At 59.9% G+C, this 22,203-nt stretch carries 24 protein-coding genes; 16 read left to right on the top strand and 8 right to left on the bottom strand.

All coding sequences use genetic code 11. From position 1 onward, the window contains the following. The first annotated feature begins 22 nt into the window (after positions 1-22). The 4 genes from hisI (at position 23) to grxD (ending at position 1,529) form a co-directional block, all read left to right on the top strand. Positions 23-445 carry a phosphoribosyl-AMP cyclohydrolase gene (gene hisI, locus Thiowin_RS13980; RefSeq protein WP_328983618.1) on the top strand — a complete coding sequence of 141 codons (423 nt, stop codon included), beginning with the start codon at positions 23-25 and terminating at the stop codon, positions 443-445. Between the two features lie 28 nt (positions 446-473). Further along, on the top strand, positions 474-893 hold the full coding sequence (locus tag Thiowin_RS25330) for an exodeoxyribonuclease V subunit gamma (protein ID WP_408034083.1): 420 nt from the start codon (positions 474-476) through the stop codon (positions 891-893). Further along, complete coding sequence (locus Thiowin_RS13975; RefSeq protein WP_328983617.1) at positions 890-1,108, top strand: ATP-binding domain-containing protein; 219 nt, start codon at positions 890-892, stop codon at positions 1,106-1,108. The genes Thiowin_RS25330 and Thiowin_RS13975 overlap by 4 nt, the downstream gene beginning before the upstream one ends. Positions 1,109-1,196: 88 nt before the next feature. Then, positions 1,197-1,529: a Grx4 family monothiol glutaredoxin gene (gene grxD, locus Thiowin_RS13970; protein WP_328983616.1), complete on the top strand. Its 333-nt coding sequence runs from the start codon at positions 1,197-1,199 to the stop codon at positions 1,527-1,529. 67 nt (positions 1,530-1,596) lie between these two features. On the opposite strand, the gene rnt is transcribed toward grxD, so the two are convergent. Both rnt and Thiowin_RS13960 read right to left on the bottom strand, forming a co-directional pair. Further along, positions 1,597-2,226: a ribonuclease T gene (rnt, locus tag Thiowin_RS13965; RefSeq protein WP_328983615.1), complete on the bottom strand. Its 630-nt coding sequence runs from the start codon at positions 2,224-2,226 to the stop codon at positions 1,597-1,599. Between the two features lie 21 nt (positions 2,227-2,247). Then, positions 2,248-2,694: a hypothetical protein gene (locus Thiowin_RS13960; protein WP_328983614.1), complete on the bottom strand. Its 447-nt coding sequence runs from the start codon at positions 2,692-2,694 to the stop codon at positions 2,248-2,250. 421 nt (positions 2,695-3,115) lie between these two features. On the opposite strand from Thiowin_RS13960, the gene aroA reads away from it, so the two are divergent. The 5 genes from aroA (at position 3,116) to Thiowin_RS13935 (ending at position 8,705) form a co-directional block, all read left to right on the top strand. Continuing rightward, positions 3,116-4,453, top strand: a complete 1,338-nt coding sequence (aroA, locus tag Thiowin_RS13955; RefSeq protein ID WP_328983613.1) for a 3-phosphoshikimate 1-carboxyvinyltransferase — start codon at positions 3,116-3,118, stop codon at positions 4,451-4,453. A gap of 121 nt (positions 4,454-4,574) precedes the next feature. After that, the gene (gene cmk, locus Thiowin_RS13950) at positions 4,575-5,243 is read left to right on the top strand and encodes a (d)CMP kinase (RefSeq protein ID WP_328988081.1); all 669 of its coding nucleotides are present in this window, start codon (positions 4,575-4,577) and stop codon (positions 5,241-5,243) included. A gap of 164 nt (positions 5,244-5,407) precedes the next feature. After that, positions 5,408-7,087 carry a 30S ribosomal protein S1 gene (gene rpsA, locus Thiowin_RS13945; protein WP_328983612.1) on the top strand — a complete coding sequence of 560 codons (1,680 nt, stop codon included), beginning with the start codon at positions 5,408-5,410 and terminating at the stop codon, positions 7,085-7,087. Between the two features lie 103 nt (positions 7,088-7,190). Beyond that, positions 7,191-7,532, top strand: coding sequence for an integration host factor subunit beta (gene ihfB / locus Thiowin_RS13940; RefSeq protein ID WP_328983611.1), 342 nt, complete (start codon positions 7,191-7,193; stop codon positions 7,530-7,532). A gap of 39 nt (positions 7,533-7,571) precedes the next feature. Further along, positions 7,572-8,705 (top strand): NAD(P)/FAD-dependent oxidoreductase, encoded by a 1,134-nt coding sequence (locus Thiowin_RS13935; RefSeq protein WP_328983610.1) that lies wholly within the window; start codon positions 7,572-7,574, stop codon positions 8,703-8,705. Between the two features lie 83 nt (positions 8,706-8,788). Here the strand turns inward: Thiowin_RS13935 and Thiowin_RS13930 are convergent, their stop codons facing one another. Continuing rightward, positions 8,789-9,295 carry a hypothetical protein gene (locus Thiowin_RS13930; protein WP_328983609.1) on the bottom strand — a complete coding sequence of 169 codons (507 nt, stop codon included), beginning with the start codon at positions 9,293-9,295 and terminating at the stop codon, positions 8,789-8,791. A 275-nt stretch (positions 9,296-9,570) separates the two neighbouring features. On the opposite strand from Thiowin_RS13930, the gene rpsF reads away from it, so the two are divergent. The 5 genes from rpsF (at position 9,571) to Thiowin_RS13905 (ending at position 12,311) form a co-directional block, all read left to right on the top strand. Next, a complete protein-coding gene (gene rpsF / locus Thiowin_RS13925) occupies positions 9,571-9,987 on the top strand; it encodes a 30S ribosomal protein S6 (protein WP_328983608.1) in 417 nt (138 codons plus the stop codon). 208 nt (positions 9,988-10,195) lie between these two features. Continuing rightward, on the top strand, positions 10,196-10,420 hold the full coding sequence (rpsR, locus tag Thiowin_RS13920; protein WP_328983607.1) for a 30S ribosomal protein S18: 225 nt from the start codon (positions 10,196-10,198) through the stop codon (positions 10,418-10,420). Between the two features lie 123 nt (positions 10,421-10,543). Continuing rightward, complete coding sequence (gene rplI / locus Thiowin_RS13915; protein ID WP_328983606.1) at positions 10,544-10,996, top strand: 50S ribosomal protein L9; 453 nt, start codon at positions 10,544-10,546, stop codon at positions 10,994-10,996. A gap of 188 nt (positions 10,997-11,184) precedes the next feature. Beyond that, positions 11,185-11,967 carry a metal-dependent hydrolase gene (locus Thiowin_RS13910; protein ID WP_328983605.1) on the top strand — a complete coding sequence of 261 codons (783 nt, stop codon included), beginning with the start codon at positions 11,185-11,187 and terminating at the stop codon, positions 11,965-11,967. 47 nt (positions 11,968-12,014) lie between these two features. Continuing rightward, the gene (locus Thiowin_RS13905; protein WP_328983604.1) at positions 12,015-12,311 is read left to right on the top strand and encodes a hypothetical protein; all 297 of its coding nucleotides are present in this window, start codon (positions 12,015-12,017) and stop codon (positions 12,309-12,311) included. A 145-nt stretch (positions 12,312-12,456) separates the two neighbouring features. Here Thiowin_RS13905 and hemE read toward each other — a convergent pair whose 3' ends face one another. Together hemE and rimI are read right to left on the bottom strand one after the other, a co-directional pair. After that, positions 12,457-13,521, bottom strand: coding sequence for a uroporphyrinogen decarboxylase (gene hemE, locus Thiowin_RS13900; RefSeq protein ID WP_328983603.1), 1,065 nt, complete (start codon positions 13,519-13,521; stop codon positions 12,457-12,459). A 195-nt stretch (positions 13,522-13,716) separates the two neighbouring features. After that, entirely contained in the window at positions 13,717-14,316 is a 600-nt protein-coding gene (rimI, locus tag Thiowin_RS13895; protein ID WP_456243435.1) for a ribosomal protein S18-alanine N-acetyltransferase, read from the bottom strand. A gap of 514 nt (positions 14,317-14,830) precedes the next feature. On the opposite strand from rimI, the gene nifJ reads away from it, so the two are divergent. Together nifJ and Thiowin_RS13885 are read left to right on the top strand one after the other, a co-directional pair. Continuing rightward, positions 14,831-18,442, top strand: coding sequence for a pyruvate:ferredoxin (flavodoxin) oxidoreductase (gene nifJ / locus Thiowin_RS13890; RefSeq protein WP_328983602.1), 3,612 nt, complete (start codon positions 14,831-14,833; stop codon positions 18,440-18,442). Between the two features lie 110 nt (positions 18,443-18,552). Then, entirely contained in the window at positions 18,553-19,569 is a 1,017-nt protein-coding gene (locus Thiowin_RS13885; RefSeq protein WP_328983601.1) for a dihydroorotate dehydrogenase-like protein, read from the top strand. Here the strand turns inward: Thiowin_RS13885 and Thiowin_RS13880 are convergent. From Thiowin_RS13880 to Thiowin_RS13870, 3 genes are read right to left on the bottom strand one after another with little or no spacing between them, the layout of a single operon-like run. Continuing rightward, complete coding sequence (locus Thiowin_RS13880; protein WP_328983600.1) at positions 19,539-19,745, bottom strand: hypothetical protein; 207 nt, start codon at positions 19,743-19,745, stop codon at positions 19,539-19,541. The genes Thiowin_RS13885 and Thiowin_RS13880 overlap by 31 nt on opposite strands. A gap of 1 nt (position 19,746) precedes the next feature. After that, entirely contained in the window at positions 19,747-21,951 is a 2,205-nt protein-coding gene (locus Thiowin_RS13875) for a lytic transglycosylase domain-containing protein (protein WP_328983599.1), read from the bottom strand. 44 nt (positions 21,952-21,995) lie between these two features. Continuing rightward, a complete protein-coding gene (locus tag Thiowin_RS13870) occupies positions 21,996-22,193 on the bottom strand; it encodes a hypothetical protein (protein ID WP_328983598.1) in 198 nt (65 codons plus the stop codon). Positions 22,194-22,203: the final 10 nt, after the last annotated feature.

The following is a 22,203-nucleotide window of genomic DNA, read 5'->3' as shown; positions in this document are numbered from 1 at the left end:
ATCACAATGCGAGTGTCATGCAATGCCTGAACCAGAGAGTCAAGCCAAGTTGTTAAGCGGCGAACTCGAAAACGCCCTGGATTTTGCCAAAGGGAAGGGGTTGATCACCGCCATTGCCCAGGATGCCGACAGCGGGGAGGTTCTGATGGTGGCCAACATGAACCAGGAGTCGCTGGCCAAGACACTCGAGTTGGGCGAGGCGGTTTACTGGAGCCGCTCGCGCCAGAAACTCTGGCACAAGGGCGAGGAAAGCGGTCATCTGCAGAAGGTCCGGGGCATCTATCTGGACTGCGATGGCGACGCCCTGCTGCTTAAGGTCGAGCAGATTGGCGGGGCGGCTTGCCACACGGGAAAACGCAGTTGTTTCTTCCGCAAGATCGAACAGAACCGCCTGATCGACCTGGGTGAGCAGGTGTTTGATCCCAAAGAGGTTTACCCTCAGTGACGCAGTGTCAACGACAGTCGCGCGAACAATGCCTCAGGTAGGTCCTTGCCTGTCAATCGAGTCATGCATGCCACGGGCACAGACTGAGCCAATGCTTCAGGTAATCCATTCCAATCGACTCGAGACGCTTGTCGAGACGCTTGTCGATGCGCTTGCTGGGGAACTGGCCGGGAAATTGACTCCCGGTGACAGAGCGGCCCGCGGCGATCCTTTCGAGCCGGACCTCATCGTGGTGCCCAACCAAGGCATGGCGCGCAGGCTGTCGCAGCAACTGGCTGTGCGTAACGGGCTTGTTCGCAACCGGCCACACGGAGGCCGCATGAGCCTGCAACCTCTGCGTGCCGCGGTCGCGCGTGGGGCGCGCTGGGTTTCTGGCTGCGAACCCCCGAGGGCGTGCGTCGCCTGCTGCCGGCCCGCCTTCCAGCACACGAGACCGTCTTCGCCATGACCATTCACAAAAGCCAGGGTAGCGAATTCGATAGCGACCTGCTCGTCATGCCAGAAAACGACAGCCCAATGCTTACCCGTGAATTGCTCTACACCGGCATCACCAGGGGCAAACAGCAGGTCGCTATCATGGCTGAGCCAAGCGACATTGCCTCGGCCTGCGCGCGCCGAGTCGAGCGGACCACGGGACTTTTTGACGCGCTTTGGCGGTCATGATGTTGCGCAACCAAAATCACGTGGCTTGATTCATCGAACAGTTGGCCCGACCTCTGACCCCGTTATTCATTGCAACGAGGTGCTCGGGATGGATGTGCTAGAACGAATCGATCAGCAGGTGAAGGGTAATCCGGTGGTGATCTACATGAAGGGAACGCCACAATTTCCACAATGTGGCTTTTCCATGCGCGCGGCTCAGGCGCTCTCTGATTGCGGTGTGCCTTTTGCTTTCGTCAACGTGCTGCAGGACCCGGATATTTTCGAACATCTGCCGCGCTACGCGGATTGGCCGACCTTCCCGCAGATATACGTCGATGGTGAACTCATCGGCGGTTGTGATATCACCCTCGAGCTGCATCAGTCCGGCGAGCTCAAGTCGATGATGGAAGCAGCGGCGGCCAAACAGCCCGAGGCCGGCTGATCAACGCGCTGTCTTCAAGCAGGCGCCGGAAGCGGCCGCGAAGGGGGCTTGGCTTGCTCGCCTGTGTTTATAGGGGCAAGCCACGTTCGTGGCATTGGTTGAGAATGCGGCAAAATAATCGGGCAGTTTGCTCGGCGTCGTAGATGGCCGAGTGGGCCTCGCTGTCGTCCCAGTCAAGTCCGGCGGCGCGGGCCGCCTTGGCGAGAACCGTCTGGCCGTAGGCAAGCCCCGCCAAGGAAACAGTGTCGAAAACGCTGAAGGCATGAAACGGATTGCGCTTGAATCCGGTGCGCTCGACGGCGGCTTTCAGGAAGCCAAGGTCGAAATGTGCGTTGTGGCCGACTAAAATGGCGCGGTTGCAGGCATTGGTCCTGACGGCCTTGCGCACCGGATTCAAGATCTGCTTCAGTGCGTCGCTCTCGGCGACAGCGTCGCGAAAGGGGTGATAGGGATCGATCTTATTAAAGGCAAGTGCCCGCGGATCGAGTTCGGCATTGTGAAAGGGCAGCACATGGCAGGCGATGGTTGGCCCGGGCTCAAGCCAACCTTGGTCATTCATCTGGATGATGATGGCCGCGATCTCAAGCAGGGCATGGCGTTGGTGGTCGAAGCCGGCGGTTTCCACATCGACCACCACGGGTAAAAAACCGCGAAAGCGGTGGGCGATTGGGCTTTGATCCTGGTGTTCGGAGTCCATGGGTGCGGGCCGCGACTGGCGCTACTCACTCCCGTGGCTATCTGGCGAATCGGTGGCGACATCTTCGCAATCAAAACGGCGAAAATCCGCGTTGCCGTCGGTCTTGGCCTCGGTGATAAAGAGTCGGTTCTTGACCAGATCAATGCGCAGGCGACCGTTGTCGGCAGCAACCTGGTTTCCGCGTGACCACAGAGCCCGGGTGCGATTGAGCCAGTCCGCGCTGCTTTCAATGCGCGCGGGCTCGATCTCGTAATCCTCGCCGGGGGCAATCTTGATCAGGGTCAGGGTGACGGGATCTTGGTGCTCAGGCGCGATTTCTGTGTACTTGACCTGACCTTCCCCGTCGAAGGTGACCTGTCGCGCGGGTTGCTCGACGCACACAAGTGTCAGGCGCGTTGGCGCGGGTGGCTTCTCGGCATCCGAGATGGATGCAAAACCGAGCAGGCCAAGGATGAGCGGCAGTGCCATGTTTGGCAATGTCGCGTTTGGTCGTGGGAGTGCTATGGCCTGTGGTCGAGGGCGAGATCTATACATCGGTCGTCTGAAATCCATGGGGTGCTAGTTAATTGGGTGTTGCCGCGGTCGCGGTCCTCTGCTCGCATCTTAGCAGGTATGGCTGGGACTGCCCGGTCGCGGTGGTCAAATGCCTTTGGCGGCGGTGCGCGTTTACAGCACGCGGGTATTCCGCTATTTTTGCCGGGTTGGAGCCTCGCCAAGGGTGACATCCACCTGTGCATGGGCGCTTAGGCAACTTGTTGACCCGGAAACTGACCCTGAAACCGCATTTTCATCCTTCGGGGTGCTGATGCAGGACAAAAAGAACCGTGAAACAGCAATTTCATCATCCAGGATCTTGCCTCTGGATGCACATTCAAGGAGCGCCATCGTAGTGACAGCTCAGCATGAATTGCGCTTCGATCTGATGCCGGGCGGAAAACTCACGGGGCGCATTGCCGTGCCTGGTGATAAATCCATTTCCCACCGGGCAGTGATGTTGAGCGCCATCGCGGATGGTGAAAGTCGTATCTCGGGTTTTCTTGAAGGAGCCGACAGTCTCGCCACGCTCAAGGCATTTCGTCAGCTTGGAGTCGTGATCGAGGGGCCGGATCTGGGGCAGTTGCTGGTGCGGGGCGTTGGCCTGCATGGCCTGCGACCAGCGCGGGCGCCGCTTGACATGGGCAACTCCGGGACATCCATGCGGCTGCTGACCGGGCTGCTGAGTGGCCAGTACTTCGCGAGTGAACTTGTCGGTGACCCCTCGCTGACGCGGCGGCCCATGCGGCGCGTGACAGAGCCCTTGGCCGAGATGGGCGCGCGCATCACCACCAGCGCCGAGGGGACTGCGCCGCTGCTGCTGCAAGCGGCCGAAGGGCTGCGCGGCATCCGCTATGCGATGCCGGTGGCCAGCGCACAGGTCAAGTCAAGTGTGCTGCTCGCCGGTCTCTACGCCCAGGGCGAGACTTGTGTGATTGAGCCGGCGCCCACCCGTGACCATACCGAGCGGATGCTGCGTGCTTTCGGTTATGCCGTCCACCAGGATGGTGCTTGTATTTGCGTGCGGGGCGGGCAACGTCTGAGCGGCGGCACTATTGCCGTGCCAGGTGATATTTCTTCCGCGGCCTTTTTTCTGATCGGGGCCAGTATCGCCGCTGACAGTGACCTGACCTTGACAGGCGTGGGAGTGAATCCCACCCGCACCGGGGTGATCGAGATTCTCAAGGCCATGGGCGCCGAGATCGACTTGCTTAACCCGCGCGAGCAGGGCGGTGAGCCGGTGGCCGATTTGCATGTGCGCGCCGCCGCCTTGAAAGGCATTCGGATTCCAACGGAGCTGGTGCCGCTGGCGATCGATGAGTTCCCGGCGATTTTTATCGCCGCGGCCTGTGCCGAGGGGGAAACCCTGTTGCGCGGGGCCGAGGAACTGCGGGTCAAGGAAAGCGACCGCATCCAGAGCATGGCAAAGGGGCTCCAAGCGCTGGGAGTCGAGGCTGAGCCGCTGCCGGATGGGATGCGCATTCTGGGCGGATCCTCTTTGGGCAATGCATTTCAGGGCGGGAGTGTTGATAGTCATGGCGACCACCGCGTGGCCATGGCGTTCGCGATGGCGGCGCTGCGGGCGTCCGCGCCAATCGAGGTGCGAAACTGTGCCAATGTCAACACCTCTTTCCCGCGTTATGCCGCACTGGCCGCCGAGGCGGGTCTGGAAATTGTGGAGCGCTACGACTAATGCCTGCCGATCCAGGGGGCTTAACCTTCGTCAGACCACTCAGCCAATGATGTCATCCGAGGACAAATCATCAGCAGTGCCTGCTGGCACCTCCGTTATTACACCGGTCATTACGCCGGTCATCACACCAGTCATCACAATCGACGGGCCATCAGGTTGCGGTAAGGGCACCATCGCCGCCAAGCTGGCGGAACGCTTGGGTTGGCATTTGTTGGACAGTGGCGCTCTGTATCGTGGGCTTGGTCATGCCGCCATGGCGGCAGGCGTCGATCTCGATGATGGCGAGGCACTCGGCCAACTGGCGGGGCGGCTTGATCTGCGTTTTGCCGGGCAGCGCCTGCTGCTGGAAGGTGACGATATTTCATCCGCGATTCGCACTGAAACCGCCGCCGCCGCCGCCTCGCGGGTGGCTCGCCATGCGCCTGTGCGTGCTGCCATGCTTGACTGGCAGCGCAATGCCGTCCGCCCACCCGGGTTGGTGGCGGACGGTCGTGACATGGGCACAGTGGTCTTCGCATCCGCACCGCTCAAGTTCTATCTGGACGCGAGCCTAAAGGAGCGCGCGAACCGGCGCTATAAACAGTTGAATGACAAAGGTGTGGATGCTAATCTAGTCGACTTGACCGATGATTTGCGCGAGCGCGACCAGCGTGATCAGCAGCGGGCGCTGAGTCCCCTGGTCGCGGCTGATGATGCCGTGGTCATGGATACGACGAGGATGTCGATTGACGCCGTCTTCAACTCTGTGATGGATGCGGTGCGTCGCTCCCTGCCTTGGCTGATCACCTGATTCGCTAATGTTTGACTGTGATGTAAACACAAATCGTCGCAAAGGTAGCCGGCGGCCGCATCCGCCGGCTTGTTTTTTTAACCTAACCCTCCGTGAACGTGTTGATTCGCATCAAATCGATCAACCGCCGGAGCGAGGCGAGAACGCCGGGAACTTCCACGCTCATGACCGAAAGCTTTGCCGACCTCTTTGAAGAGAGCCTGAACAACACCCAACTCCAGCCCGGTACCATCATCACCGGGCAGGTCGTCGACATCACCGGAGATTCGGTGATCGTCAATGCCGGCCTCAAGTCCGAGGGGATCATCCCTCGCAGCCAGTTTCTGTCACCCGAGGGCGAACTTGAGGTTGCCATTGGTGACGATGTCCAGGTCGCGCTCGACGCGGTCGAGGATGGCTTCGGTGTCACCCGTCTGTCGCGTGAAAAGGCCAAGCGCTTTGCCGCCTGGGATACGCTCGAGACAGCCTTCGAGGATGGCGCCACCGTCACTGGCATGATCAACGGCAAGGTCAAGGGCGGTTTCACGGTCGAGCTCGGCAGCGTGCGGGCCTTCTTGCCTGGCTCCCTGGTCGATGTGCGCCCGGTGCGCGACACCGCCTATCTGGAAGGCAAGGACCTGGAGTTCAAGGTCATCAAGCTGGATCGCCGCCGCAATAACGTGGTGGTCTCGCGCCGCGCCGTGGTCGAGGAAGAGTACAGCGCCGAGCGCGATGCGTTGCTCGACAAGCTCGAGGAAGGCGTCGAGCTAATGGGTGTGGTCAAGAACCTGACCGATTACGGTGCCTTCCTGGATCTCGGCGGTATCGACGGCCTGCTGCACATCACCGACATGGCCTGGCGGCGCGTCAAGCATCCCTCCGAGGTGGTCGAGATTGGCCAGGAGGTCATGGTCAAGGTGCTCAAGTTCGACCGTGACCGCCAGCGCGTCTCCCTGGGACTCAAGCAAATGGGCGAGGATCCTTGGGTCAATATCGCGCGGCGCTATCCGGAGAGTACCCGCGTGTTCGGCAAGGTGACCAACATCGCCGACTACGGCTGCTTCGTAGAGATCGAGGAGGGGGTCGAGGGCTTGGTGCACGTCTCCGAGATGGACTGGACCAATAAGAACATCCATCCAAGCAAGGTGGTCTCCCTGGGCGACGAGGTCGAGGTCATGGTGCTCGACATCGACGAGGAGCGTCGGCGCATCTCCCTTGGCATCAAGCAGTGCCAGACCAATCCCTGGGATGAGTTCTCGGCCACCCACAAGAAGGGTGATCACGTTAGCGGCCAGATTAAGTCCATTACCGACTTTGGTATTTTTATCGGGCTTGACGGCGGTATCGATGGCTTGGTGCATCTCTCCGACATCTCCTGGGACGAATCCGGCGAGGATTCGCTGCGTAACTATAAGAAAGGCGATGTGCTCGAAACCGTCGTGCTCTCGGTCGACCCGGAGCGCGAGCGTATCTCTCTTGGCGTCAAGCAACTCGATAAAGACCCCTTCTCCAGCTTTGTGGCCCTGCACGAAAAAGGCAGCATTGTTAAGGGCAAGGTTCTTGAGGTCGACGCCAAGGGCGCGACCATCGCTTTGGCCGAGGGCGTCGAGGGCTATCTGCGTGCCTCCGAGATTTCGCGTGACCGGATCGAGGATGCGCGCTCGGTGCTCAAGCCCGATGAAGAGGTCGAGGCCAAGTTTGTCGGCGTGGACCGCAAGAACCGCACCATTTCCTTGTCGATCAAGGCCAAGGATGCCGCCGATGAGCAGGCGGCCATCAAGGGCTACGCTAGCGAGGCCCAGGCAGGTACCGCAACACTTGGCGACATCCTGAAACAGCAGATGGAGGAAGCCCAGAGGGATTGATGCCACTAGATGCCCCGGCCTCATTCCCTGTTTTGGCGACTGTGGTGGGCGGTGGAGCCCAGTCATCTGGGCTGCCCCCGCCAAGGACGGAAGATCACCCGCTATGATGAAATCCGAGCTGATTGAGGCTCTGTCCGCCGGACAGAACCACCTGGCCTACAAGGACGTGGAGCTTGCGGTGCGCTGCATCCTTGAATGCATGAGTACCGCCCTTGCCTCTGGCGAGCGTATTGAAATTCGCGGTTTTGGGAGCTTTTCCCTGCACTATCGTCCGCCGCGGGTGGGGCGTAATCCTAAAACCGGAGATTCGGTTGCGCTCTCGGGCAAGCATGTGCCACATTTTAAACCTGGTAAAGAATTGCGTGATCGTGTCAACCTCGCCTTTGAGGCCGAGTTGGCCGAGACGGCAAAGTCGGGCGAGCTGGACGAATCGCCAGACGCTTGAGCCCGAGACATCTAGACTCTGGACTGACAGGCCCTCACCATGGCAGCGAAACGCATCACTATTGTTGGTTCGGGCTTCGGTGCACTGACCGCGACACAATGGTTGCGGAAGTCCGTGATCGATGCCGACATTACCCTGGTAAGTCCGAGGCCGGAATTCGTCTATCTGCCCGGGCTTATCTGGATTCCTTCCGGATTGCGCACGGCCGAGCAACTGCGCATTGATCTGCGGCCATTTTTTAGGCGCATGCGCGCGACTCACCATGCCGCCGAGGCCACCGGGCTGAATGATAATGGTCGGATACTCGAAACCACGGCTGGTCCAGTCGAAAATGATGGTCTGATCATTGCCAGTGGCGGGCGCTTCATCAAAAAGCTGCCTGGCATAGAGCATGCCATCACACCCTGCGAGGGGATCGCCGCGGCCGAGAAGATCCGTGAACGGCTCAAGGCCATGGATGGCGGCACTGTGGCCATGGGCTTTTCCGGCAACCCCAAGGAACCTGCGTCCATGCGCGGCGGGCCGATTTTTGAGTTCCTGTTCGGGCTCGACCGCCAGTTGCGCGCCGAGGGACGTCGGGATCGATTTCGTTTGGTGTTTTTCACACCAGCTCCCCGGCCGGGTAATCGGCTTGGGCCCAAGGCGGTGGACAAACTGCTCGCGCAAATGGCGCGCGTCGGCATCGAAACCCACCTGGGTCAGGCACTCAAGGGCTTTAGCGAACGTCAGGTCACAACCGAGGGCGGCAGTTTCGATGCCGATATGATTGTTTTCATGCCCGGTATGACGGGGAATGCCTGGTTTGACAACAGCTCGCTGCCGCGCTCCCCCGGCGGATTGCTGCAGGCCGATGCCCAGTGTCGGGTGCCCGGCGTCGAGCGCGTCTATGTCGCGGGTGATTCCGGTAGTTTCCCGGGCCCGGATTGGATGCCCAAGCAAGCTCACATGGCCGATCTTCAAGCCCGGGCCGCCGCTCGCAATCTGGTTGCCGAGCTGCGTGGTGAGTCACCGCGGGTCGGGTTTAAAGTCGAGTTGCTGTGCATTCTTGACGCAAACGACCAGGCGATGTTGGTGGCGCGCAACGAAAAACATAATCTGGTTCTGCCAAATTCCCGCGTTTTTCATTGGATGAAGCGTTTTTACGAATGGAACTACCTGCGCCAATACCGCTAAGGCCTTTATCGAACCACCGGCGAGCGAACATCTAGTTGCAACACAACCTTCCCCCCAGTTAGCCCTGTTCAATGTCCTGCCCGCTAGCCTGCGGGGCGCCTGCCAAATTCTCGCTTCAAGTCGGTATTGATCGCCTTGGTCAGCGCCTGCATGGCCTGTGGATCCACTCTGCCAAGCGCGCATGAAGGGCAGGGGACGCGATAATCCTGATCGAGTGCGACCACTCCAGTTGTTTTTCTACGCACGTTCAGATGGACGGCGAGTTCGGATTTGTCCTTATGGGACCGGGTGAGACCGGCTTGCTGCAAAAAGCTCGGCTCGATGATGATTTCGGCCTCGTTTGGCGCCGAGGCCGAGGGGATTTCCTCCACGGCTGAAAAAATTGCCGCGGCACGAATCTGTTCTGCCAGTCCTTGTTCAACTTTGTGGCGCAAGACCCATCCGGTCACCTGATCGACTTGGCCGCCGATGGGTGCGATGGCGGCGATCAGAGGGCCGCGATAGGACTCCTGTGAGTGGATCTGGGGCGAAGAGGCCAGGCAGCCGCCAAGAAACAGGCTGGTGATCGCGCTCAACAGGACTTTGGCCATGGTCTGAAGGAGGATGCTTTGGGGTTTGGGGGGTATTCTTGTGCCGCCGGCTCATGATACTCCGGGAGAGTGCGCCAATGTGCTCTGACGCTGCTCGATCATCTAGCGCCAGGGCGATAAAAAACCTCATTTACAGTCTGACATAAAGCAGCCATAATGCACGGCTTTGCTGAATTTAAGCGATCACTCCTTGCCTCACCGGTCCAGATTTGGACGTGGCTTTGTGCCAGGTCCATGGATGGAGACGGGAGGCTTCCTATCCATGAGGAGCTTTCATGCGACATTATGAAGTAGTTTTTCTTGTTCATCCAAGCCAGAGCGAACAGGTTCCGGCCATGATCGAGCGCTACCGTGGCGGTATTGAGAGCCGCGGCGGCCAAATCCATCGGCTGGAAGATTGGGGCAGGCGTCAGCTCGCCTATCCCATCAATAAAGTGCATAAAGCGCACTATGTCCTGATGAACATTGAGTGCGACCAGGAAGCGCTTGATGAGCTTGTCAACACCTTTCGCTATAACGACGCCATCATGCGCAACATGGTCGTCAAGCGCGATGGTCCCGTGACCGAGGTCTCCTCTCTCGCCAAGGGTAATGAAGACTCGCCTGACCAGGGCGACGAGCGTTCGGAGCGTCGGCCCCGCCGCGGCGAAATGTCAGATGATGAAAACGAAGAGGAAGAGGAAGAGGAGTAGCAGCAGCAACAGTGCTCAGATGTTCTGGTTTGTTTGCCGATCACGGCGCTTCCCATGCTTCTTCAGTCCCACATCATCGACGCCCTAAGGATCTTTAGGGATTGCCTATCCCGGTCATGAAGATCTAGGCGATAAACGTCTAGGTGTTGAAATTTTAAAGCGATCATCGGACAGTGATCGCCCCCCCATTGGTCACGAGGATTTTGTTATGTCCCGTTTTTTTCGCCGTAAGCGCTATTGCCGTTTCACCGCCGAAGGAATTGCGGAAATCGATTATAAAGATCTGAATTTGCTCAAGTCTTTTATCAGCGAATCCGGCAAGATTGTTCCCAGCCGCATTACCGGTACCTCGGCGCGTTATCAGCGCCAGCTCGCTGTCGCGATTAAGCGCGCCCGGTATCTCGCGCTTCTGCCTTACACCGACGGCCACTGATCAGGCGAGTGGACGCGGGTTGCTTCACTGTGATTCCCAAGGTATTCAGCCTGAGGGGTGGAGACTCACCATTACAGTGTGCGCCGCGACGGCTTGCGCCCGTTCATTTAAGAGGAATCTGTTGTGGATGTCATTTTGCTCAAAAAAGTCGTCGGCCTGGGTGCGCTCGGCGATAAGGTTTCCGTGCGGCCCGGATATGGGCGCAATTATCTCCTTCCAGGTGGTTTTGCCGTTGCTGCGACGGCCGAGAATCTCAAAGCCTTCGAGGAACGTCGTGCCGAGCTGGAGCGCGAAGCCGCCGATGCACTTGCGGCAGCGGAGGCGCGCAAGGCCAAACTCGATGGTCTGCGTGTGACCATCGGGCGCAAGGCCGGCGATGAGGGCCGATTGTTCGGTTCGGTTGGCACGGCTGATATTGCCGAGGCGGTCAGCAGTGCGGCCGAGGTCGAGATTATGCGCAGCGAGGTGCGTCTCCCCGATGGGCCCCTGCGTGCTGTCGGCGAGTTCAGTGTCAATCTTCGCCTGCACGCCGACCTGGATTCCAACGTCATCATTGAGGTGGTAGCCGCGGATTGATACCCAGCCAAGCGCATTATTCTCAAGGGGATTTCCGCCTTAAGGATGTTGCCGGGCAGGGACGCCACCTTGCCTTTTGTTACCTAAGAGCCGCTGGCGCATGAACGGCTAGGGCTGGGAGTCTGTGCATATTCCGGTGCGACACCGGTCATTCGGTTCAATCTCAAGCGAGCGTGCCTGGCAAGCCGATGGCGAATTTTCAGACGCATCTTGGGGTTGGAACAGCTGTGGTCGGCACGGCCGCGCTGAGCGTTCACACCCAGGGGCTGACCGACTTTGGTCAGACCCAATGGTTGCTGGTGCTGGGCGTGGCGGCCAGTCTGGCACCGGATATCGATGCTGACGATTCGCATCCCGTGCGCGCGTTTTTCGCGCTCCTGGGCTTGGTGCTTGGTTTCGTGATCGCAACCAGCCTGAGGGAGAAGTTTCGGCTGTTTGAACTCGCGCTGATTTGGGCTGTGCTATGGCTGTTCGTCTATTTTCCGCTGCGGCTTTTTTTCGCCCGGCTGACTGTTCATCGCGGGCTCTTTCATTCACTGCTGATGGCTGTTTCCATCGCGCTCTTCGCGGTGATTCTGGCCCATCGTTGGCTGGATTTCGAGCCCGCATTCAGTTGGCTAGTTGGCGGCTTTGTGCTGCTGGGGTACCTCACCCATCTGGTGCTGGATGAAATTGCCAGCGTCGACTTGCTCGGTAATCGCGTCAAACGTTCGTTTGGAACCGCGCTGAAGCCAGTCAGCCTTCGTGCCTGGCCCGCGTCCGTGCTGCTGCTGGGGTTGTTTGGGGCCGGGGTATTGCTTGCGCCTGACGCGACCTCCTTGGTTGAGTGCTTAAGCCGTTCCGGCGTCCTCGAGATTCTACCTGCGGGTTTCGGACAAATCTGGTGCTGGCCCGACGCTTTGTCATCGGGTATCTGCCTGTTGCAAAGGCGACCGCCTGGCGCTCACAATGGCACGACCTCGGTCATTTGAGACGATTGCATTACCTGCATACCTGCATCATTGGAGGACACCTGATCATGAAAATAACCGCACCCATCGCCCTTGTCCTGGCGATGATCGGCTGGGCCTTGACCTTGTTTATCACCTATACACTGTTGTCTGGAGTGCCCATTGAAGATCGGTCCTGCCAAACCGACTGTATCAAAGGGTTGTTTTTCTCTGGGTTTGCGGTGGGTGCGGTGGCATTGATCCTTTCTGGATTAGCTGTGGCAACACATCCCGCGGGTCGAATCTTCAGCGTTGCCGTCCTGGTGCTGACCGCTCCTCTGTTTGCGATTTACGCCGGCATTGTTGTGATAGGTACCCTTGCCTGAACAGCTGATCAAGCAATCAACTGATCACGCAGGGTTTTGGCGGATTAGCTTGGTGGCCAAATGGCGGATTTCCGCCGAACAATCGTGGGTCTGGGTTGATGCGCGATGTCGAGGGAATGCTCGCATCAACCCCTATGAACTGTGTTCATGCGTGATAAGGCCGGCTGAGCTGATGCACGGCCTTTACCATGGCCGCGGCATGCTCGGGGTTGACATCGGGATGAATGCCGTGACCAAGATTGAACACATGCCCTGAACCGCTGCCGTAACTTGCCAATACTCGGCCGACTTCGCGTTCAATGCGCTCGGGGGATGCGTAAAGGATGCATGGGTCGAGGTTGCCTTGCAGCGCGACCTTGTCTTTGACCAGCCGGCGGGCATCGGCCAGATCCGTGGTCCAATCGACACCCAAGGCATCGCAACCTGTCTCGGCCATACGGTCGAGCCATTGACCGCCACCCTTGGCGAACAGGATCACAGGCACGCGCCGCCCATCCGCCTCGCGCGTCAGACCCTCTACGATGCGCTCCATGTAGCGCAAAGAGAACTCGCGGAAATCCGCCGGCGACAGTACGCCACCCCAGGTGTCGAAAATCATCGCCGCTTGAGCGCCGCATGCGATCTGGGCATTGAGATACAGGGTCACAGTGTCCGCAATCTTGCCAAGCAGGGCATGCATCAACTCGGGGCGGTCAAACATCATCGCCTTGGTCAGCGCGAAATTCTTGGTGCTGCCGCCCTCGATCATGTAAGTGGCCAAGGTCCAGGGTGCGCCGGAGAAACCGATCAGCGGCACCCGCCCGTGCAGTTCCTGGCGGATCAGCGCCACCGCGTCCATCACATAGCGCAGTTCCTGCTCGGGATCCGGTACCTTGATGCGCTCAATGTCCTCCTTACTTCGTACCGGCCGCTCGAAGCCTGGCCCCTCGCCCTCGCTGAAATAGAGCCCAAGGCCCATGGCATCGGGGATGGTGAGAATATCCGAGAACAGGATGGCCGCATCTAGTGGAAAGCGCTCGAGTGGTTGCAGGGTTACCTCGCAGGCCAGTTCTGGGTCGCGGCACAGATCCATGAAACTGCCCGCCTTGGCGCGGGTCTCGCGATACTCGGGCAGATAGCGCCCGGCCTGGCGCATCATCCAGACGGGAGTGTAATCGACGGGTTCGCGCAGCAGGGCGCGCAGGAAGACATCGTTTTTGAGTTCAGTCACGTTTTCTTATCCGTTCAGGCAAGGTTCTTGGTGGGGCGCTCCCTGAGGTAGGCGCCAATGCAGGCGAGCATACTACAGCCGGGCCACTCGCGGCCAAACCCATCGGCACCTCTCTCTGGATGATCTGCAACGGCAACAGCGCTGGAGTTGCTGTCAATCCAACTGTTCATCAGGTGGAGTGCTGGTTTGGACAACTCAGAGCGCGCAGCCCATGACGATGGCATCTTCACGCCCTTTGGCTGCCGGATAATAGCCGCGACGCAGGCCGATTTCGTTGAAACCTTCAGCTTGGTAGAGGGCGAGGGCGGCCTGGTTGGATGCGCGTACCTCGAGAAAAGCCGATGCAGCCTGGCGCTTGCGGGCAATGGCGAGCAGACGTCTGAGTAGGAGGCGTCCGAGTCCCCGGCGCTGGTGGCTTGGATGGATGCAGACATTGAGCAGATGGCATTCGTCGAGCACCAGCATCATGACGCCATGGCCGATGAGTTGGTCCGAGACGGGCTGCTCAAGCACCAGGCAATAATGCCCAGCAGCCAGGGAATCCTGGAAGATGCCTTCGGTCCAGGGGCTGTGATAAGCGGCGCGCTCGACGCTGAGTACGGCGTCGAGGTCGTGCATGCGCATGCGGCGCAGGGACAGGCCGGCGTCCGGACAAGGGGCAGTGAGAGTTGTTGCTGGTGCCTGCATGGAGGACAAGTGGTGCGGCGGCCGCTGATCGCGAACTGTAACCCAGAGGGCGCGGGCGCCGCGCGCGCGAATACTGACGCGAGTCATGTCAAAGCAGGATTGTCTCATGGCAAGGGGATTTGAGGGGTCAAAAGCCGCGCCATCCGGGGTATATTGGCAACCTCTGGACGGGGGCAGGGCGGCTGACAGATCCGGCCAGCAAGTGGGACTTGTTGCACTTGGCGGTCCTTGGAACGATGTCCAGCGGGTTCTCGCTGCCTGGAGTCCCGCTGAAAGGAATCCCTTAAATGGAGCCCCCCGAATGGAGCCCCCACCCGAATGGAGCCCCATAGACCAAACCCGCCTAGAAGGAGCTTAAAGTAAGGAATCAAGGAAGCAGAGAATTCCAGCGAGTCTGACCTTCATCGGTGTTCCCGACTGTGATGCCCGACTGTGATGCCCAATTGTGATGTGGCTGTGCCAGGCGGCCAGCCGTGCGGGCATGTCTTGCGTTTGGTCAGATTTCCTATAGCCTAACCCGCGTCCCAACCAATCTCCGGTTCATGGTGTTTGTAACCGGAATGTAAGAATCGGCTGCCGAGCCGATCAATCGAATTTGTCAACCCAGCATTCGAGACTGATCATGTCGCAAGAGCAAACCGTCACCATCGACGGCAATGAAGCCGCCGCCTATGTCGCCCACATGACCAACGAGGTCATCGCCATCTATCCCATCACCCCCTCCTCCAACATGGGCGAGTGGGCCGACGAGTGGTCCTCGCTCGGTGTTACAAATCTCTGGGGCACTGTCCCCGATGTCATCGAGATGCAAAGCGAGGCCGGCGCGGCCGGCGCCATTCATGGCGCGCTTCAGGGCGGGTCGCTCTCGACCACCTTCACCGCCTCCCAGGGTCTGCTGCTGATGATCCCGAACATGTACAAGATCGCCGGGGAGCTCACCCCGACGGTGTTTCATGTCTCGGCGCGCTCGCTCGCGGCCCAGGGCTTGTCGATTTTCGGCGACCATTCCGATGTCATGGCCTGCCGCTCGACGGGCTATGCCATGTTCTGCGCCGCCTCGGTGCAGGAGGTCATGGATTTTGCCTTGATCGCCCAGGCCGCCACCTTGGAGACGCGCATTCCCTTCCTGCACTTTTTCGACGGCTTCCGCACCTCGCACGAGGTGGCCAAGATCGAAAGGCTGGCGACGGATACTGTGCGCGCCATGATCGACGAGGAGCTGGTCAAGGCCCATCGCGCCCGTGCGCTCAACCCCGATCACCCCATCATCCGCGGTACCTCCCAGAATCCGGATGTGTACTTCCAGGGCCGCGAGACGGTCAATCCCTTCTACGCCAAGCTGCCCGGCATCCTGCAGGCGCGCATGGAACAGTTCGCCCAGCTCACCGGGCGTCACTACAAGCTGTTTGAGTATGTCGGCGCGCCCGATGCCGAGCGGGTGGTGATGCTGATGGGCTCTGGGATTGGCGCGGCGCAAGAGGCCGTTGAGCATCTGGTCGCCCATGGCGAGAAGGTCGGCCTGGTCAAGGTGCGGCTGTATCGACCGTTCGATCTGTCCGCGCTGCTCACGGTTCTGCCCGCCAGTGTCACCAAGGTGGCGGTGCTTGATCGCTGCAAGGAGCCTGGTTCCAATGGCGAGCCCATGTACAAGGATACCGTCAGCGCGTTGGCCGAGGCCGTCGGCGACGGGCGCATCGCCAGCATGCCGCGGGTGATCGGCGGGCGCTATGGGCTATCGTCGAAAGAATTCACTCCGGCGATGGTCAAGGCGATTTTCGACGAACTCGCCAAGGATCAACCGAAAAATCGCTTCACCATCGGCATCATCGACGATGTGTCGAACAGCCATTTGGAGTGGGATGCGAGTTTCCGGCCCGATGCCAATGCCGGAGTGACCAATTGCGTGTTCTATGGCCTGGGTTCAGACGGTACCGTCTCGGCCAACAAGAACTCCATCAAAATCATCGCCGAGGGCACGCCGAACTATGGCCAGGGTTATTTCGAGTATGACTCGAAAAAAGCCGGCGCCATGACGGTTTCCCATCTGCGCTTCGGGCCCAAGCCCATCCACAGCACCTATTTGATCGGCGAGAACGAAGCGAGCTTTGTCGCCTGCCATCAGCCGACCTTCGTCACCCGCTTCAATCTGCTGGAGAAGGCCCGGGAAGGCGCGACCTTCCTGCTCAACTCCCAGACCCCGGCGGACAAGGTGTGGGACGATCTGCCGCGCGAACTGCAACAGACGATGATCGACAAGAAGATCACCTTCTATGTGGTCGACGCCTACGGCATCGCCGAGCAGACCAAAATGGGTCGGCGCATCAATACCATCATGCAGACCTGCTTTTTTGCCATCTCCGGCATCCTGCCGCGCGAGGAGGCCATTGCCGAGATCAAAAAGGCGGTGGAGAAAACCTACGGTAAAAAGGGCCAGCATCTGTTGGAACGCAACTATGCCGCCATTGATGCCAGTATCGCCGGCTTGCATCAGGTGGCGATTCCCGCGCAGGTCACCAGCACCCATGCCCGTCCGCCGGTGGTGCCGGATCACGCGACGGATTTCGTCAAGCGCGTGACTTCCATGTTGATCGAAGGCCGCGGCAACAGCCTGCCGGTCAGCTTGATGCCCAATGATGGCACCTGGCCGACCGCGACCGCCCATTACGAGAAGCGCAACCTGGCGCTGCAACTGCCCAAGTGGGAAGAGGATCTCTGCACCCAATGCGGCAAGTGCCCCATGGTGTGCCCGCATGCCGCCATCCGCTCCAAGGTCTATCCGGCCGCGCTGACCGACAAGGCGCCGGAGCAATTCCAGCATGTGCCCATCAAGGGCAAGGACTTCCCCGAGGGCTATCACGTCACCTATCAGGTGGCCCCGGATGATTGCACCGGCTGCGGCATCTGTGTCGAGGTCTGCCCGATCCGCGATCGGAAAGATCCCAACCGCAAGGCGCTCAACATGGTGCCGGCGGAGGAACGCCACGATCTGGAACAGCCGAACTGGGATTTCTTCCTCACCCTGCCCGAGTATGATCGCACCAAGCTTGATCCCGGTAAGATCAAGCATGCGATGATGATGCAGCCGCTGTTCGAGTTCTCCGGCGCTTGCGTGGGTTGCGGCGAGACGCCCTATGTCAAGCTCGCTACCCAGCTCTTTGGCGATCGCATGCTGATTGGCAACGCCACCGGTTGCTCGTCGATTTATGGTGGCAATCTGCCCACAACGCCCTATACGACAGACCCCAATGGCCGCGGCCCGACCTGGAACAACTCGCTGTTCGAGGACAATGCCGAGTTCGCGCTGGGCCTGCGCCTGGCCATCGACAAGCAATGCGATCAGGCGCGCGAATATCTGGTCAAGCTGGCGGACAAAATCGGTCAGGATCTGGTCGATGGGCTCTTGAACGCCGATCAATCGACGGAAGCCGGCATTTTCGAGCAGCGCGAGCGGGTCGCGGCGCTGAAGCAAAAGCTCGCGACCATGGGTGCCAGCATGGGAGCCAGCATTGATGTGCATGCGCTGGAGGCCACCTGCGAGCAGCTGGTCAAGCGCAGCGTGTGGGCGGTCGGCGGTGACGGCTGGGCCTATGACATCGGCTACGGCGGTGTCGACCATGTGCTCTCGACCGGGCGCAACGTCAACCTGCTGGTGCTCGATACCGAGGTTTACTCCAACACCGGTGGCCAGACTTCCAAGGCGACGCCCATGGGCGCGGTGGCCAAGTTCTCCGCCGGCGGCAAGGCGACCTTCAAGAAGGATCTGGCGATGATGGCCATGGCCTACGAGAACGTCTATGTCGCCCAGGTCGCCTTTGGATCCAAAGACGTACACACCCTGCGCGCCTTCATCGAGGCCGAGTCCTACGACGGTCCCTCGCTGCTGTTGTGCTACTCGCCCTGTATCGCCCATGGCGCCGACCTGTCGAACAACCTGCGCCAGCAGGACATGGCGGTCAACTCCGGGCACTGGCCGCTGTTCCGTTACGATCCGCGCAAGACCGATCAAGGCGAGAATCCGCTGCACATCGATAGCAAGGCGCCGAACATCCCCTATCGGGATTACATCTACAGCGAGCATCGCTTCAATGTGCTAAACCGCACCCATCCGGAAGCCGCCGAGCGCTTCCTGGCTCTGGCGCAGAAGCATGTCGAGACGCGCTTCTCGCTCTATGAGCAGATGGCGCATCTGGCGGTGCAGAAGAAAGGCCCCAAGCCGGTCGATAAGCCGGCCTAGTCAAAGGCCCAAGCCGTTCTGGCGCTGGATGTCGCCCCCCTCCGACAGAGACAGGGCCGCATCCGGCGTCGCGTCAGGATTCAGAACCCAGATTTTTCCGGAGAAAAACCATGGATTTAACCACCCCCTACTTGGGCATGACCCTCAAGAACCCTCTGGTGCCCTCGGCCTCGCCGCTATCGAAAAGCGTCGATATGTCAAAGGAGCTGGAGGATGCTGGCGCCTCGGCGCTGATTATGTACTCTCTGTTTGAAGAAGCCATCCGCGCCGAGTCAGAAGGCATGGACCGCTTTCTGATCAATCAGGGTACTGGCTTTTCGGAAGCCGACGATGGCTTCATGCCCGACTGGCAGGAGTTCAGCACCGGTCTTGATCAGTACCTGGAGAACCTGCGCAAGCTCAAGGAAGCGCTGGATATCCCGGTTATTGCCAGCCTCAATGGCGTTACCCCTGGCGGCTGGATTGCCCATGGTAAGCAGCTCGAACAGGCCGGCGCCGATGCGTTGGAGCTGAACGTTTATTACATCGCGGCCGACATCAATCAGAGTGGTCAGCAGGTCGAGGACCGCTATGTCGAGCTGCTCAAGCAGTTGAAGGGCGAGATCAAGATCCCCGTCAACATGAAGCTGTCATCCTCCTTTAGCTCGGTTGGCCACATGGTGCAACGCCTAGCCGCCGCCGGCGCCGATGGCGTGGCCATGTTCAACCGCTTCTATCAGCCCGACATCAACATCGACAGCCTGCGCCTGCAACCCAGCCTGCATCCGTCCACTTCCGCCGAGGCGCTGCTCGCCATGCGCTGGGTGGCCATTCTGCATGGCCGCATCGATCACCTGTCCATCGGCGCTACAGGTGGTATCCATACACCAGAGGATGTCATCAAGCTGCTACTGGCCGGCGCCGATGTGGTGCATCTGTGCAGCGTGCTGCTCAAGAAAGGCGCTGGTGAAATGAAGACGCTGCTGGGCGGCCTCGAGCAATGGATGGAAGACCATGGTTTCGATTCTCTTGAGGAGATGCGCGGGCGCATGAGCGCCTTGGCCATCCCCAATCCGGCAGAATTCGAGCGCGCCAACTATGTCAATATTTTGGACAGCTACAGCTTCTCGCCGGGGGTGATGGTGTAGTTTTTTTTTAGGGCGAAGGGCGAGTCGGATGATCTCGGTGGTGGCCTTGGGCCAAAAGAAACCCTGTGCTCTTCGTCCTTTTCCAAGACATTCTGTGCCATCACCATGTCAGCCATGGTGATGGCCGCGGTCGCGGAGAAGCGGGCGTGAGTAGCACACTTGGGCTTGGGGTTCATTTTAGGTTTCCGCGGCGGTCAATGGGGGCTTGGATTCTAGCCGAGCCTCGACAATGGGAACGTAGAGCGGTCGATCAAGTCGCAGTACGGCATTGGTGTCGACATCCGGATTGTATTGCCGCAGCAGCCACAGCGGAATCTGGTAGGTCTTGACCGCGAGATCCCATAAACTTTGGCCCTCGCGAATTAGATGCTCGGCCACACCGGTAATGCGATACTGGGCGAAATAGTCGAGCTGGCGATTGCGATGGTAGGTGATGCGCTGCTGTTCGAACCCTTCTGGCGGTACCTGGGCGAAATCCAGGTTCAGGCGACGCCCGACGATCAGCGGCTTGTCCTGGTCGAGCTGGTTGCGCTCGCCCAGTTCGCGCGCGGCCACACCCAGCCATTGTGCATAGTGCCCCAGCGTCTCGGCTGCCTGGATTTCAATGCTGCCGTCGGCCGCGACACTGTAGTCGGTCGGATCAGCGGCCAGGTCCGGCTGCGGCTCTGCCAGGGAGCTGCCGATGGCGGCATCGTCATCCGCGCCCGCTATCCGATCCGCCTCGGTATCTGTCACGCCATCCTCCGCTCCATCAGCAAGCAACCTCTGGTTCTGGGACGCGGGTGGTTCCGCCTGCGTGACTGCTTGGCTTTGGTCTTGGGCAGTTGTCTGAGGTTCGCTAGCCGCATCAGTCTGGCTGTCTTGCTGGCCTGTCGAGGATGCCAAGAGCGCAGGTAACAGCATGGCCGCGCCTGGACCTAGGGGGTTGGGTACGGCGGCACGCGGAACCCGCAGACGTTGGCCGGTTTTGACCTGATGAGCGTCATCCAGGTCATTGATGGCCACCAGGTCTTGCACGCTGGTGCCGAAGCGGGCGGCGATGCCAGAGAGGGATTCTCCATATTTCAGATCGTGATGCGTCAGCGGCAGAGGCCCGTCGAATCCATAGAGCGCGGCGAATTCCGCAAGCTTGCGCTCGGCGACGGTTTTTTTGATGTCGGGTGGCAGGCGCAGCCGAGCATCGCGGGCGATGAGCTGGCCACCGTTCCAGATATCGTGATGTATGCGGGGATTGACGGCGCGCAAGTCATGCAGGCTGATGTCAAGATAGCGCGCCAGGCGCGGCGCGGGCAGATAGGCCGGCACCCTAACCTCAAGCGCACTCTCCGGATCAAGCGTTCGAAAATACTGATCCGGCGCTTGTGCCAGATCGTGGGCCGCGACGAAAGCGACGTAGAAGTTGCGTGAGGCGAATCCAAAGCGGTCGCCCTGGTATTCCGCGATGATACGCACGATGTCATCGCTGCCGGTGGCGCGAGCGGCGCGGCGCACCCCGGCCAGGCCATGATTGTAGGCCGTTAGGGCGAGTGGCCAGCGTTCGAGCACGGAATAATTGTGATGCAGCAGATTGGCGGCCGCATGGGTCGATTTGATTACGTCGAAGCGCTCGTCGACCTCGTCATCGACCCGGATGTAACGTCTTGCCGTGGCGGGCATGAACTGCCACAGTCCGGCAGCGCCCACCTTGGAGATGGCTTTGGGGTTATAGGACGACTCCACATGAGGGAGCGCCGCGAGACCAAGAGGCAGGCCGCGATCTTCAAAGATGCGTTCGATCTGGCGTTTCCATGCTTGCGCACGCTCAAGACCGCCGCGAAATCGATCCTCCTGACCGCGCTGAAAGCGAACGCGCTCAGCCGCCGCGCGCAGATCTTCGGTCTGGCCGCCGCGGCTGCGCCAGGGGGCAAGCGCGCGCTGTTCGAAGACGCTGAGGTCGGCTCTTTTGCCCTCGGCGAGTGCCAGCAGGGCAGTGCGATAGTGATCCAGGGTTTCTTCAATCGCGCGATTTTGCGAAGCGAGCGGTGCGCCCTGGTTGAGATACAGTGGGCTGTAGCAGATGGAGAGATCGCGGCTGTCGTGAATCAGGCCGCTTGAGACATCGAACTCTGAATAAATGCGCATCCAGAACTGAATGGCCGGTTGCAGTGCCTCTGGTCGGGGGAAGGGATCCGCCGGCAAGGCTGGCGTGCTCTGCCACCAGGTGGCGAAAAGCAGTGCCAGGACAGTCGCGGCAAGTCGGTGTGCGTGGTTGCGGAGTCCAACAGAGACCTGTGTAAAAGAGTCAAACAGAACTTGCCGGGTCGGCTCTGGTGATTTGCCGATGCGGAAAAACGCAAGCCGGTGCTGCCCCTGAGTGTTGTTGGAACTATTGCTGGCGGGCATGTGCGTGCGGCGGCTCGCATCGGCCAGAGCCGGGGCAACGGCCTCTAGTGTGAGGTTTCGCTAGTGCGGAGCATATCGACCACCGCGACAGCGGGATTGTCGCCCAGGTAATGCACCGAGACCTGGTAGAGCAGCGACATAGGTAGCGCGATGACGACAAACAACAGCAGCGCGCTGAAAAGATCAATCCGATGTCCCTTGGGCTGTGACCTCAGGGCGGATTTGGGTCGCGACGTCATCATGGTGAGGATA

The organism is Thiorhodovibrio winogradskyi (assembly GCF_036208045.1).
In the GTDB taxonomy this organism is placed as follows: Bacteria; Pseudomonadota; Gammaproteobacteria; order Chromatiales; family Chromatiaceae; genus Thiorhodovibrio; species Thiorhodovibrio winogradskyi.
The sequence above is the reverse complement of the archived record's forward strand: the minus strand, read 5'-3'. Positions and strand labels throughout refer to the sequence as shown.